12 protein-coding genes are annotated in these 13,972 nt (G+C 67.0%); 1 reads left to right on the plus strand and 11 read right to left on the minus strand.

The window, feature by feature from the left end; translation table 11 throughout:
- Nucleotides 1–53: 53 nt before the first annotated feature.
- Together dnaG and BVE01S_RS02610 are read right to left on the minus strand one after the other, a co-directional pair.
- Nucleotides 54–1,913 carry a DNA primase gene (gene dnaG, locus BVE01S_RS02605; protein WP_066623861.1) on the minus strand — a complete coding sequence of 620 codons (1,860 nt, stop codon included), beginning with the start codon at nt 1,911–1,913 and terminating at the stop codon, nt 54–56.
- A gap of 265 nt (nt 1,914–2,178) precedes the next feature.
- Nucleotides 2,179–3,015 (minus strand): LD-carboxypeptidase, encoded by an 837-nt coding sequence (locus BVE01S_RS02610; RefSeq protein ID WP_066623864.1) that lies wholly within the window; start codon nt 3,013–3,015, stop codon nt 2,179–2,181.
- 69 nt (nt 3,016–3,084) lie between these two features.
- Between BVE01S_RS02610 and BVE01S_RS02615 the strand changes: the two genes are divergently transcribed.
- Nucleotides 3,085–4,482 (plus strand): UDP-N-acetylmuramate--L-alanine ligase, encoded by a 1,398-nt coding sequence (locus BVE01S_RS02615; protein WP_066623866.1) that lies wholly within the window; start codon nt 3,085–3,087, stop codon nt 4,480–4,482.
- Nucleotides 4,483–4,504: 22 nt separating this feature from the next.
- On the opposite strand, the gene BVE01S_RS02620 is transcribed toward BVE01S_RS02615, so the two are convergent.
- The 9 genes from BVE01S_RS02620 to BVE01S_RS02660 form a co-directional block, all read right to left on the minus strand.
- The gene (locus tag BVE01S_RS02620; protein WP_066623868.1) at nt 4,505–5,869 is read right to left on the minus strand and encodes a sulfite reductase subunit alpha; all 1,365 of its coding nucleotides are present in this window, start codon (nt 5,867–5,869) and stop codon (nt 4,505–4,507) included.
- Nucleotides 5,866–6,972, minus strand: a complete 1,107-nt coding sequence (locus BVE01S_RS02625; protein ID WP_084375250.1) for an FAD:protein FMN transferase — start codon at nt 6,970–6,972, stop codon at nt 5,866–5,868. The genes BVE01S_RS02620 and BVE01S_RS02625 overlap by 4 nt, the downstream gene beginning before the upstream one ends.
- 10 nt (nt 6,973–6,982) lie before the next feature.
- Entirely contained in the window at nt 6,983–7,783 is an 801-nt protein-coding gene (locus BVE01S_RS02630; protein ID WP_205678532.1) for a DUF4198 domain-containing protein, read from the minus strand.
- 11 nt (nt 7,784–7,794) lie between these two features.
- The gene (locus BVE01S_RS02635) at nt 7,795–8,307 is read right to left on the minus strand and encodes a DUF2271 domain-containing protein (RefSeq protein WP_055752840.1); all 513 of its coding nucleotides are present in this window, start codon (nt 8,305–8,307) and stop codon (nt 7,795–7,797) included.
- An 11-nt stretch (nt 8,308–8,318) separates the two neighbouring features.
- Nucleotides 8,319–8,996 carry a PepSY-associated TM helix domain-containing protein gene (locus BVE01S_RS02640; protein WP_088582357.1) on the minus strand — a complete coding sequence of 226 codons (678 nt, stop codon included), beginning with the start codon at nt 8,994–8,996 and terminating at the stop codon, nt 8,319–8,321.
- Nucleotides 8,997–9,063: 67 nt separating this feature from the next.
- Nucleotides 9,064–9,750: a Fe2+-dependent dioxygenase gene (locus tag BVE01S_RS02645; protein WP_066623871.1), complete on the minus strand. Its 687-nt coding sequence runs from the start codon at nt 9,748–9,750 to the stop codon at nt 9,064–9,066.
- Nucleotides 9,751–9,825: 75 nt separating this feature from the next.
- Nucleotides 9,826–12,186, minus strand: coding sequence for a TonB-dependent receptor (locus BVE01S_RS02650; protein ID WP_066623874.1), 2,361 nt, complete (start codon nt 12,184–12,186; stop codon nt 9,826–9,828).
- A gap of 95 nt (nt 12,187–12,281) precedes the next feature.
- On the minus strand, nt 12,282–13,067 hold the full coding sequence (locus tag BVE01S_RS02655; protein WP_066623878.1) for a proteasome-type protease: 786 nt from the start codon (nt 13,065–13,067) through the stop codon (nt 12,282–12,284).
- A 61-nt stretch (nt 13,068–13,128) separates the two neighbouring features.
- The gene (locus BVE01S_RS02660; protein WP_066623881.1) at nt 13,129–13,971 is read right to left on the minus strand and encodes a transglutaminase family protein; all 843 of its coding nucleotides are present in this window, start codon (nt 13,969–13,971) and stop codon (nt 13,129–13,131) included.
- Nucleotide 13,972: the final 1 nt, after the last annotated feature.

Here is a 13,972-nt window from a genome sequence, read left to right on the forward strand (position 1 = left end):
GGGGGTGATCAGTCCGCCCCGGCGAAAAATACAATGCTTGGCGTGCCGTAAGGTTACGTGCCCGCGCTGTCTTCCCAAATCGTCCCGGCTTTGATCGCACGGCGAAGCGCATCCCGCTCGGCCTTCAGCCGGCGGAACGCCTCATCCTGCCCAGGCACATCACGTGCATGGGCCAAGGCGTCCTCCAACGCGGCGACCCGCGTCGAAGCGTCGAACGCCTGCGACCATCGGACCCTTGCCTCGGCGAGGGGCGCATTTGCGGCCAGGAATGGCGCGCCGGACTTTGCCGCCGCCTTCTCGACCTCGCGCACTAAGGCATCATGACCCGATTGCGCCAGATGGCGTCGCAGGGCGGCGGAGTCAAGGCTATGTCCCGACAGACGCAGGCGAACCAGCTCCTGCGCCAGTCCATCCAGCCCCTTGTCGCCGAATCCGTGGGCGGCGATTTCCTCCAGATGGTCGTCCATCCGTTCGGGGTCGTCGATGGCGCCGTGGGCCAGGGCGGCCGGAACGGGCTCGATGGCGCGAAACAACGACTGCATCGCCTGGGCGCCCTCCGCCGTCTGACCCAGTTTGGGGGGCGGGCCGAAACCGCGCTTGCCCTGCCCCGGCGTCCAGGGCGCGCGTTGGGGGCTGCGCGGGAACAGGGCGTCGAAACGGTCGAACAGGTCGCGGCGGTATTGCTCGGCCAGATCCTTGTCCTGAATGGCCGAGGCGGTGTTCCTCAGCCGCGCCTTGAAGCCGGCCTTGCGCTCCGGCGTGTCCAGCGGCTCCAGATCCTGTTCGCGGCGGAACAGCACCTCGGCGAACACATGAGTTTCGGCCAAGGCCTGACGCAGCGCGGGCGCGCCCTTGTCGCGCAGAATGTCATCGGGATCCTGACCCGCCCCAAGCAGCGCAAACCGGAACGAGCGCCCTGGCTTCAGCAGCGGCAGCGAGCGTTCGATGGCGCGATAGGCGGCGCGCAGTCCCGCCGCATCGCCGTCGAAGCAAAGGATGGGCTCGTGCGACACGCGCCACAGCCGTTCCATCTGCTCCTCGGTCAGGGCCGTGCCCATGGGCGCCACGGCCGGCAGGCCCGCGCGCTGGCAGGCGATGACGTCCATATAGCCTTCGACCACGATGATGGCCTGGTCGTTCTTGGATTCCGCCCCCAGGATGCGCCGCGCCTCGGGCAGGCCGTAGAGGGTCGCGCCCTTGTGGAAGAGCGGGCTTTCCGGGCCGTTCAGATATTTCGCCCGGTCGTCGGGGTTCATGGCCCGACCGCCGAAGCTGACGATCCGGCCGCGCGCATCCAGGATCGGGAACATCAGCCGGTCGCGGAACCGATCGTAAGGCTGGCCGCCGCTTTCGGGCGAGATCAGCAGCCCGGCCTCGACCAGTTCGGCGGGCTTGGCGCCGCGCTGGACCAAGGCCTGTTTCAACCCCTCGCGGTCATTGGGCGCATAGCCCAGGCCGAACCGCTCCCACTGATCCTCGGGCAGGCCGCGCTTGTCCAGATATTCCCGCGCCGCCTTGCCCGGCGTGCGGCGCAGGTTTGCGGCGAACCATTTCTGGGCCAGGTCCATCCAGTCCGACAGACCCGCCCGCTTCTGCTCGCGCTCGGCCTCCTTGGGGTCTTCGGCGGGAAGCTGCATCCCCGCCTCCCCGGCCAGACGCTGCACAGCCTCGACGAAACTCAGCCGCTCGGTTTCCTGCAGGAAGGAGATGATGTCGCCATGCTTGCCGGACGAGAAGTCGTGGAAGAAGCCCTTGTCGTCGTTGACGAAGAAGGACGGCGACTTCTCCTTCGAGAAGGGCGACAGCCCCACGTATTCGCGGCCCTGGCGTTTCAGCTTCACCGTCCGCCCGATCACGTCGGACGGCCGAAGGCGGGCCTTCAGTTCATCGATGAATCTCTCGTCGAAACGCACCCTCGATCCTTAAGCCCTGCGGCCCTCAACGTCGATGGATGGGAAGACGATCAGGCGGCTCGTCCGGGCATCCCCCGATATCCGAACGAACCGCCGCATCGCAGAAGGCGCAAACCGCAGCGTCCCCCAACGCCTTGGCTAACGAAGTCCTAACGCCTCGCGGACCGGCATCTGAGGTCAGGACCGGCGTTCTGTCGAGAGGCGGGCGAGCTTGCCCTAGCGAATAGAGGCGAGACTGTGTCCTTTTCGTCGCGCGTCGTTCGCCTTACGGGCGACCGAAGGGGACAACCTTATTGGCGGCGTCATGCCCGATATCGGCGCTTCCCAGAAAGGGTATGCCCGAACGCAGGCACCAGTATCGAACGATTTCCTCCGGAGTCTGACCAAAATCGGGATCGTTTGGCGTAACGTCCGAGACTCGCCCCAGGCGAATCCCGGCCACGCGACGGATGCTGGCCTGGCTGGTCAAGTGAAACATCATTCTATCGATCCGGTAGGCGGCCTCGGACACCTCCTCCAACATCAGGACGTGGTCGGACAGATCGGGCTCCAGAGACGTGCCGGTCAGTTCGTTCAGGATGGTCAGGTTGAAGGCGACGGCCGGGCGCGGATCGGTCGCCAGCGACGGCTCGATCCAGTCGGTGCGTCCCGTGGTCAGCCAGTACAGGGCGCCGCGCGCGGTCGCGTCGTCGCGCACCGAATCCGAGGCCATCGGTCCGTGCGCCAGATGCTGGAACCCGGCCTTGTACATTCCGGCCAGCAGGCTGCCGGCATCGGAATAGCCCATGTAGCGCTTCTTGCGGGCGACCGCGTCCAGGCGCGGGATCACCGCATCGGCGATGCGACAGGAGCCGTATCCGCCGCGTGCGAACCAGATGGCGTCGATGCGGGGATCGTTGGCGAACTCCACGAAGGCGTCGGCGCGCGCCCGGTCGTCGCCGGCGAAATGGCCGTGTTTCAGAAAACATGCGGGGTGGAAGACGACGGCGACATCGCGGTCGGGATGGTTCTGCGCCATCAAGGCCTCGACCGCCTCGGCGCGCTCTCTGGAAAACCGCGAACTGGCGCAGACGACGCCGATCTTGAAGCTATTGGTGGTCACGTCCGTCTTCTTCGTCGTTTTTGCGATCCCCTACTGGCGGACCGGCCCGATCCCCTGTTCTAAGGGGGCATGAACCAAGACGCCTCCTATTTCTTCTGCGGCATCGGCGGGTCGGGCATGCTGCCTCTGGCCATGATCGTCCAGGCGCGCGGCGCCGTGATCGAAGGGTCGGACCGCGCGCTGGACCAGGGTCGCACGCCCGAGAAATTCAACTGGTTGCGCGCCCACGGCGTAACCCTGCACCCCCAGGACGGATCGGGCGTCACCCGCGCGGATCAGACCGTCATCGCCACCGGCGCCATCGAGGAGACGGTGCCCGACATCGGGGCGGCCAGGCGAGCGGGCGCAACCATCAAGACCCGGCCCGAGTTGCTCAGCGAACTCTTCAACGCCGCCCCGACCTCGGTCGGGGTCGCGGGCACCAGCGGCAAGTCCACCATCACCGGCATGATCGCCTGGATCCTGCATCAGACGGGTCGCCAGCCGACCGTCATGAACGGGGCGGTGATGAAGAACTTCGCCGACGCCGACCATCCGTTCGCCAGCGCCCTGATCGGCGGGCCAGACCTGTTCGTGTCGGAGGTGGATGAAAGCGACGGCTCCATCGCCCGCTACGACCCGACGGTGGCGGTGGTGTCCAACATCTCGCTGGACCACAAGTCGATGGAGGAGCTGCGCGACCTGTTCGGCGGCTTCACCGCGCGGGCGACGACGGCCGTGTTAAACCTGGACAATCCCGAGACGGCGGCCCTGGCCCAGACCTTGCCGGCGGGCAAGGCGATCACATTCGGTCTAGGCGAAGAGAAGGCCGACCTGTCCGCCCATGATCTTCAGCCCCTGCCGACAGGCATGCGGTTCCGCCTGATCGAGGGCTGGAGCGAGCACGACGTCGTCCTGAACGTGCCCGGCGCGCACAATGTCGCCAACGCCCTGGCCGCGCTGGGCGCGACCCGGGCGCTGGGCGTGCCGACGGCCGAGGCGGTCAAGGCGCTGGAGACCTTCGCCGGCATCCGTCGCCGGATGGAGGTCGTCGGGACGGCCGGCGACATCACCGTCATCGACGACTTCGCCCACAACCCGGACAAGATCGCGGCCACGCTGAAGACCCTGCACGCCTTCGACGGCCGGCTGCTGATCCTGTTTCAGCCGCATGGGTTCGGGCCGCTGAAGCTGATGAAGTCCGAGTTCATCGACGGTTTCGCCGGCCTGATGCGCGAGGACGACGTGCTGCTGATGCCCGAGCCGGTCTATTACGGCGGCACCACTGACCGCAGCGTGGGATCGGAAGACATCGCCTCCGGCGTCCGCGCCGCCGGCCGTCAGGCCGAGGCGCTGGCGACGCGCGCCGACTGCGGCGACCGGATCGTGGCGATCGCCAAGCCGGGCGACCGGATCATCGTCATGGGCGCGCGCGACGACACCCTGTCGACCTTCGCAGCGGAACTGTTGGGCCGACTAGGGCAGTAGCCCCCATCGGCAAAGACGGGGTTCAGTATACGTCGCGGCGGTAGCGGCCGTCTTCCAGCATGGTAAGCACCACGTCCGCTCCGAGGGCGCTTTCCAGCGCGGCATGGACGCCTTGCGACATGCCTTCCAGACTGCCGCAGACGTAGATCGCCGCGCCGCGCGCGACCCAGGCACGCAGTTCGTCGGCTGCAGCCGCGACCAGATCCTGCACATATCGGCCGTCGCCGGCGTCGCGCGAGAAGCTCCGGTCCAGCCGCCGCAGCACGCCCGACGCCAGCCAGACCTGCAACTCCGCATCGAAGAAGGCGTCATGCGCCTGCGTGCGTTCCCCGAACAGCAGCCAGGCTCCTCCCGCGTCGGTGCGCGACTTCAAATGCGCGCGCAAACCGGCGATGCCTGTTCCGTTGCCGATCAGGATCATCGGCGTTTCGTCCGCCGGGCCGTGGAAGCTGCGGTTGGTGCGCAGGCGCATTCCAGCCTGATCGCCCAGCGAAAGATCTTGCGTCAGCCAGCCCGACGCCAGACCCGGGGCGCCGTCGGGATGGCGCATCAGGCGGATCAGGAACTCGACCCGGCCGTCCGACGGCAGGGAAGCGATAGAGTATTCGCGCGAACCCGGCGTGACGCCATCACGCTCAGGCAGGCCGACTTCGGCGATGTCGCCCGCCGACCAGTCAGGCGCCGCGCCCACGGCCTCGAACGCCAGATGATAGGCCTCGCCGCCGGGACTGCCCGGATTGACCAAGGTGCGTTCGACCAGCCGCCAGGGGTCGTAGGCGGGCGGAGTCCAGTCGGGAGCCGTCACGCTGCCGGTGATCTGGTTGAGTTGATGCTGCCAGTGGCGGATGGCGCCGGCCTCGCCGTTGTCGACCTCGACCATGTCGAACAGGGGTTCGGCGCCCACGCGTCGCAGCCAGCCGTCCACCGCATGGCCGAAGCCGCAGAACTGATCATAGCTGCGATCGCCCAGCGCCAGCAGGCCGAAGCGCAACCCCGATAGATCCGTCGCCTCGCCCATGACCTTACGCACGAACCGAGCCGCGCTGTCGGGCGGATCCCCCTCGCCGGTCGTCGAGACGATCAGCAATGTGCGGTCCGTAAATTTCAGCGTCTGCACATCCAGATCGGCGAAAGACAGCACCCGCGCACCCAAGCAGCCATCGCCCAGAGACCGCGCCGTCATCCACGCCAGTTCCTCGGCGAAGCCCGTCTGGCTGGCGAAGGCGATCAGCACCGGTTGGCCCTCGCCTGCGCCCGCCAGGGCATCAAACCGCGCACGCGCCGCCGCCATCGCCTTGCGTTCGCGCCAGACGACGACGGCGATCAGGGCCAGCCAAAGCGCCAAGGCCCCGACCGCCAACAGCCAGCGCTGCGGATCGGCTGTCACCCCGGACGATCTCCGTCGTCGTCAAGCAGGGCGGCGAAGGCTGAAGACATCCGCTCGACCGGCCCGCGCTCGGTGCGTTCGACGAAATGGGCCATCAGACCCACTGCCTCGGCGTAGTCCGGTCCGTCGAATGGTCCCATAACGGTCAGGGCCGTGGCGTAGGCGTCGGCCATCATGGCTGAGGGGTGCAGGACGGTGACCGAACTCAGGTTATTGCTGACCGGCCGACCGGTCGATCCGTCGATGGTGTGGGGATAAAGGCGCCCCTCATGGCGGAACGCGCGGCGGTAGTCGCCGCTGGTCGCGACGGCGAGGTCGAACAGGGCCGCCACGGTGTGGGGCGCTGGCGAACCCTCGACCCGCTCGATCTCGACCCACCACGGCTGGGCGTCCGGCTTGACGCCGCGCCCTTTCAACTCGCCCCCGATCTCGATCAGGTGCGAGGTCGCGCCCATGGCCATCAGCCGGTCGGACACGCGGTCCACCGCATGACCCTTGGCGATGCCGGAGAAGTCCAGCCTCATCCCGCCCATCTGCATCACCGCGCGCGCATCGCCGTTCAGCCGCAGCTTCTGCCAACCCGACACGGCCGCAGCCGCCGCGATCTCGTCCTCGGCCGGGACGGGCAGCAAGGCCGAGCGCGGTCCGGGCGGGCCGAACCCCCACAGATCGACCAGTGCGCCCAGGGTCGGATCGACCGCGCCGTTGGCCTCGTCACCCAGGGTCATCGCCGCATCCAGCAGATCCCAGAACGGCTGGGACACCGCCCAGACGCCGGCCGGCGCGGTATTGAAGCGGCTGATTTCGCTGGACGGCTCCCACGGGCTGAACAGACCGACGACGGTCGCCAGTTCCTCTTCGATCGCAGACCGGATCTCCGCCTCGCCCACGCCTGGCGGGGCGATGACGCGCGCGCTCCAGGTCGTGCCCATGGTCTGACCGCCCAGCGAACGGATCAGGTCGCTGGGCGGACGGGGCGGCGCGCCTTCGATCGCGGGCACGAGGACGCGGTTGTCGGCGCGGTCGCCCAGAGGGGCGGCGTCGCCGATATTGACCGTGGGCGGGGCGGCGCGTGAACCGCGCGAGGGGGGAATGTCGGACATGGCCCTTCGCTTAGGGCAGGACTTCCATCGCCGCCACATAGCTGGCGTTGGAACCCAGCGTTTCACCCTGGCCTTCGGTGCGGACGGAGGCGTTCAGCCAATACATGCCGGCTTCCGGCCAGGTGATGGTGAAGGCGCCCTCGGCGTTGGTCTTGAGCGTCGATTCCTCGGGGTTGTCGCGGTAGCGCAGGCCGCCGCGCGCCACGGTGACGTCGATGTCCGCCGCCGGCTGGCCATTGTTCAGCAGTTTGAAGGTGGCGGGTTCGCCCACCACCAGGTCGTTCGGGTGGGTGACGGGAACCAGTTCAAGCCCCTCGCCGGTCGTCTTGAACACGGTGTCGGTCGGATTGTTCAGGGTGACGAAGGTCTCGATGCGGCTGGCGGTGCGGGTCGCCTGAACATTGGTCGCGCCCTCGGGCAGGCCCGCCGGGTAGTCCGAGGCCGCGCCGCGCCAGCGCTTCTGTTCGCCGTTCAGGGTGTAGCTGGCCATCACGCCGTTCATGACGTTGGCGATCTTGTAGGTGCCGTTCTGCGTCAGATGGGCGTCGAAGGTGGAGCGATACTGACCCTGCATGGCATGCTCGGGCTGAACCGCCGAACCGTCCGGCGCCGTGATGGTGAGGCCGGTCATCCGCATGGCGGCGTGGTCGGGATCGAACACCTTGTTGGACATGCCGGCGTCGAATCCGACCCAGGCGTCCGTGCCCGACAGGGTCGTGGCGGTGGGCGCCAGCCAGGCGCGGTGGGCCTGGGCGGCCATGGGGGCGGCCAGTGCTGCGGCCAGCGTCAGCAGGGCGATCGTCTTCTTCATGGTCATGATCCTTAGCGAGAGACGGCGACGCGCACGGCGCCCAGTTCGGTGGAGCCGGTCCCGGCGCCGGTGTTGGCCGCGCCCCAGCGGAAGGGCACGCGCACGACTTCGCGTCCGCCCAGTTCGCGGGCCGCCTCGACGACAATGTTGTACTGGCCGGGCTGAAGGTTGCGCAGCCGGGCGGCGGGCACGGTGACGGTCTGGCGGCCCGGCGCGCGCGTGGCGCCGGATACGCCGTCGGCTGGCAGGCTCATGGCCCGGCCACCCTTGCGCCACCAGGTGCGCAAATCCTTCAGCCAGTCCTTGCCGTCGCCCTCGTTGTTGCGGGTCTGCTGATACCAGACCGCCAGGGTGCGTTCGGCGGACTGGTCCGGCTTTTCGATCCACACCGCGACATAGGGGCGATGATACGAGGCGGTGTTCAGACGCGGAATCTCGACCGACACCGTCAGGTCGGCGGCCATGGCGGGCGCAGCGGCGGCGGCCAGGCCGACGGTGGTGATGACGACGGGAAGAAGGCGCATCGGAAAACTCGTCAGTGAATGAAGATCAGGGCGATGACGACGGGGATCAGCAGGCCCAGAGCCGCCAGCGGCCAGGTCGAGGGCCGACCTTTGGCGTGCAGGAGCATCAGACCTAGGCCCGTGACGGCGAAGATGACGCAGGCCGCCGCGAACACGTCGATGAACCAGAACCAGACCACGCCGGCGTTGCGACCCTTGTGCAGGTCGTTGAGGTAGGCGATCCAGCCGCGCGTCGTCTTCTCGTGCAGGGTCTCGCCGGTCGAACGGTCGATAGTGAGCCATCCGTCGCCGCCAGGCATGGCCAAGGCGACATAGACCTCTTGCGCCGTTGTCTCGGTCGGCTTGCCGGCGATCTCGACCTTGAGCGCCTCGGACGCCCAGCGCGCGACAGCCTCAGGGACAGGATCGGTCGTCTCCTGCGGGAAGCTGGCCAGCCGCTGCAGCAGGGGCGCCGGCAAGGTCGCGGTCTGTTCGACCGTGACCGGATCGCCGGGGATCGAGGCCGCGTGGTTCAGGGTGATGCCGGTGACCGCGAACAGGATCATGCCGACCAGGCTGACCGCCGCGGAAATCCAGTGCCAGCTATGCAGCTGCTTCAGCCAGAACGACCGTGCGCCGTTCAGCGCCGCCTTGGGTTTGGGCCCCTTGGCTGCGGTTTCGGCCTGACGCTGTGTGGCGAGTTCGGTCACGGGCTCGCTGTGCCATTGTTGCGAACGGGTTGCAATAGCATTTAGCGGCGTCGTGGCGCCTTGGGCGTCAGACCTCGGTCCAGCGCCGCAGCAGATTGTGATAGACGCCGGTCAATTCGATCACCGCCTGATCCTTCGGTCCCCTCTCGGTCGCCACGCGCTGGGTGGCGATGTCCAGACGGAACAGGGTCTCGCGATCGGAGTCGTCGCGGACCAGGCTCTGCATCCACATGAAGGACGACACCCGCGCGCCACGCGTCACCGGCGTGACCCGGTGCAGGCTCTTGGAGGGATAGAGGACCAGATCGCCAGCCGGCAGCTTGATCGCCTGGGACCCGTACATCTCCTCGATGATCAGTTCGCCGCCGTCGTAGTCCTCGGGCTCGGACAGGAACAAGGTCGCCGACAGGTCGCTGCGAATGCGGATCGCCCCGCCGTTGCGGGACTGGCGGATGGCGTTGTCGACGTGCAGTCCGAACTCACCCCCGGCTTCGTAGCGGTTGAACAAGGGCGGAAAGATCGTGTGCGGAAGGGCCGCCGCCACAAACATCGGATTGGCGTTCAGAGCCTGGACGACGAGGGCCGAGACCTCCTTCGCCACGTCCGACTCTTCGGGCAGTTGAAGGTTCTTCTTCGCCGTCGCCGATTGATGGCCCGAGGTGGCGTTGCCGTCCGCCCACGGCCCGGCGTCCAGCCGCGCGCGCAAAGCCTTGACCTCGGCCTTGGAGAAGACTTCCGGAATCTGCAGCAGCACGGGCGTTCTCGATGAAAGACGAAACGGCCCCGCGGGGGATCGCGGGGCCGTCAGACTAGGCCGTGAAAACGGCCTTTAGAAGCGCAGGTTCAGGGCCAGGATGGCCTGGCGACCTGCGGCCACGTCGGCGTGGTGAACGCCGTTGGTGCGCATGATGTATTCCTCGTCCGTCGCATTCTTGACGTTCAGCTGAAGCGTCGCGCGATCCGTCAGATCATAGGCGGCGAAGGCGTCCACGCGGGTCCATTCGGGCGCATAGATGCGGTTGTTCCCGCCGCCCGCGCCGCCCTGGTTCCCGCCCAGAGATTTGGACGTGTAGTAGACGCCGCCGCCGACCGTCAGCCGGGGCAGGACGCGATAGGTGGTGAACAGGCTCGCGCTGTGCTTGGGCGTATTGGCCAGCGGCAGGCCTTGCAGCGGATTGACCGTTGCGACCGGCGTCGTGCCCGACACGACCACGGCCGCCTTGGTCAGTTCGGAGTCCATGTAGGTATAGCCGCCGAACACGGTCCACTTCGGCGTGATGCTGCCCGACACGCCCAGCTCGAAGCCGTTGACCTCGACCTCGCCCTCCTGACGGAAGACATTGGGCTCAACCAGGATCAGCGCGTTCTTGCGGGTCAGATGGAAGGCGGCCGCCGACAGGGCGAGACGGTCGTTCAGGACATTGGCCTTGGCGCCGATCTCGAAGCTTTCGGTGTCTTCCGGATCCAGAACGGTGTTGGCGACGCCATCGACCGTGCCCGTGCCGCCCGAGGCGTTCTGATCGCCCGCCGAGATGGTCGGCGGCGTCGAAGAGGTGGACCAGGACGCATAGACGCTGCTGTTCTGCGTCGGCTTGAACACCAGACCGACCTGATAGTTGGTGAACTCCCAGGTCTGTTCCGGAACGGCCGTATAGCCCGTTGTCGTCCAGACGCCGGCCGACTGGGTCGCGGTCGCATTCACGCCCTTGACCGAATACTGGTCCCAGCGAACGCCCAGGTTCAGGATCAGTCGCTCGGTCAGGGTGATGCTGTCGTTCGCATAGACGCCGATGGCCTCGGTCGTGTTCGAGCTGGTCGGGCCGCGGTTGATCACGCCGGTCCAGGCGTCGTCGGAATTGGGATTGTAGACCGGGGTGCAGTCGCCGGCGCCCAGCGCCCCGGCGGCGGTCGGATACGACCCGGTGACGGTCGTCAGACCGGTCGGACAGGCCGAGCCCGAAGTGGTGTAGGTCGAATAGGAGGCGTTCTTGTTGTGCTCGCGCGACAGCTCCACGCCGACGTCATAGCTGTGCTTGATCGAGCCGGTGGCGAACTGTCCGAAGACATCGGTCACATTGGCCAGGGTGGTGACCGGGTTCCAACGGGTCTTGGTGCCCCGCTTCATCCAGTAGGTGCCGTCCGCCGCCCGTCCGACATAGCCGCCGTCGCCGGGGTTGGTGACGATGTAGTCATTCAGCGTCTGCGAATAGCGGCTCACGTTGCGGATCGTGGCGAAATCGTTGAGGCGATGCTCGGCCTTGAAGGTGAACGCATCGACCTCATTGGTCAGGTAGTCGCGCGCCTTCAGCCCATAGAAGCTATCATAGGGCACATCCAGAACGCCGCTGTCGGTTGTGCGCGACTGGATCTTGGTGAACAGCGGGATGCCGTAGTCGGGCATCTGGTCGCTCGTCAGGTGGTAGTAGCTGAAGACCATCGACGACGGCGTGCCCAGGCCGGCGCCCAGGCTGATGGCCGCACCCCATTTGTCGTAATCGACGGCGTCGCGGCCGGGCACGTCGCCCTGGGCGCCCATCAGGTTGATGCGCAGGGCGGCGGTCTCGCCCAGCGGCAGGTTCGCGTCGACCGTGCCGCGCAGATAGCCGTCGGTGCCCGCGCCCGCGCTGACATTGGTGAACGCGTTCAGCTTTGGCGATTTGGAGGCCAGGTTGATACTACCGCCGCCCGAACCGCGTCCCGAATAGACGGCGTCCGGCCCCTTGATGACCTCGACCTGTTCCAGGTTGAAGACCTCCCGCTGCTGGCCGCCCGTGTCGCGAATGCCGTCTACGAAGATGTTGTTGCCCGACGATTGCCCCCGGATGAAGGGGCGATCGGCCAGGGGCTGACCGCCCTCGCCCGCCCCGAAGGTGATGCCGGGGGAGTTGGCCAGCAGGTCCTGCAAGGACGAGGCCGAGGTCTGTTCGATAATGGCCTGGGGGATGACCGTCACGGCGCGCGGGGTATCCACCAAGGGCGCGACGAACTCGGGACTGACGGGCGCCGGCTTCTTGAACTGACCGTTGACATCGATCGTGCCCAGATTGGCGGGCTGGGACTGGTCAGCCGTGACGACCACGCCGTCCTCGGCGGTCACGTCAGCGGCGATGGCGGGAGCGGCGACCAGCATGCCGGCGGCGCTGGAGGCGAACAGAAGCGAGCGGAGCGCGGCGGCGCGGGATTCGGACATAGTCTTGCGACCTTTTGGTCTGATTTTGCGATGCGCTCGCAATAACCAGCTCCACAGGAAGGCACAAGATAATTGCGAACAAATCGCAATCTTAATTAGCCGACGGCGCTGATGCTCCTCTTAGGCGCCGACGTGTCGATATCCAGCCAGGTCGGATCGGGCATGGCGCGGTGGGCGGCGGCCAAGGCTTCGGACCAACGCCGGCCCAGATCGCGGAAATAGGGATCATCCGCCTCGATGCGCCGCGCCGTGCCGGTCAGTTGGTCGCGCGGCATGACGATCAGGTCCAGCGGCGGGCCGACGGCGATGTTCGAGCGGATGGTCGAATCGAACGAGATCAGCCCCAGCTTCACCGCCTCGGACAGGGAGGTGGAGCTGTGCAGGGCGCGATCTAGAATGGGCTTGCCGTATTTCAGCTCGCCGATCTGCAGATAGGGCGTATCGGGCCCGCATTCGATGAAGTTGCCCTGCCCGTAGATCAGATACAGCCCCATCTTGCCGCCGGCGATCTGACCGCCCAGCAGCATCGAGGCTGTGACATTCAGCCCGTCGGCGGTCGGCGTCGGCGGGGTATTGATGCTGGCGCGCACGCTGGCCATCGCATGACCCAGAAGTTGGGCGGCGCGGAACAGGGTCGGGGCGGTCTGGAGCGTTTCAAGCTCGGTGGAGTCCGGCAGTTTGACCCCGGCTGCGACCATGGCCAGCGCCGTCTGGGTGACCGACAGATTGCCCGCCGTCGCAACTGCCAGGATCCGCTCGCCCGGCGACTTGTAGATGTGCAGTTTGCGATAGGACGAGATGTTGTCCACGCCCGCATTGGTGCGCGTGTCGGCGATCATCGCCAACCCGTCGTCCACCAGCATGCCTACGCAATAGGTCACTTCGCTCTATTCGCTCCCCGCGTTGCGAATCCCCAGACGCTAACAGATTCGCGCGTCATGCCTATCGGGGCCATCCACTGGATTGCAGTTGTTGCTGGCTCTGTTGCACCGGCCGCACATTCAGGGCGACGGTCAGTTGCTCCTGGCCGCCGCCATAGCTCGTGCCCCGGATCGGGGTGGCGCCGCGCGCGTCCAGGCCGACCGCGACCCGGACATAATGTTCGGTGGGACAGATGCCGTTCGCCGGATCGAACCCGACCCAGCCCAGATTCTCGACCCAGGCCTCGGCCCAGGCATGGGCGGCGTCCTGATCGTGGCGTCCGTCCTGGCGGCTGAGGTGGCCCGAAACATAGCGGGCCGGCACGCCCAGCAGGCGTGCGGCTGAGATGAAGATCTGCGAATGGTCCTGACAGACGCCGCGCTTCTGGGCGAACGCTTCGGCGGCGGTGTGGGAGGCGGAGGTCGAGCCGACCTCGAACGCCACCGTATCCTTCAGCGCGCCCATCAACTGATGCATCCGGCCCAGCGTCGCGCCCTCAGGGATGGATCGGGCGAAATCGATGATGCCGGCGTCGGCCTTGGTCATCGGGGTGTCGCGCAGATAGACGATGGGCGACAGGCGTTCGGCCTGCCCTTTCACGACGCCGCCCGTCTCGACGGTCGAGACCTCGCCGGTGACGCGGATGGTCAGGGCGTCGGTCGGCCGCTCGGTGTAGAGGCTGTGAACGATGTTGCCGAACGCGTCCTCGCTGCGCCGCAGCCGGGCGTCCACATCGGTTTCGATCCGCCAGTCGCGGACCTGCTGGCTCTCACACGACTTGGGCGTCAGGCGCAGCATCTGGACGATGAACCGCGCGGGCCGGGCGTAGGCGTAGCGGGTGGAATGATCGATCCGGATCCGCATG

This window comes from Brevundimonas vesicularis NBRC 12165 (assembly GCF_001592205.1).
In the GTDB taxonomy this organism is placed as follows: domain Bacteria; phylum Pseudomonadota; class Alphaproteobacteria; order Caulobacterales; family Caulobacteraceae; genus Brevundimonas; species Brevundimonas vesicularis.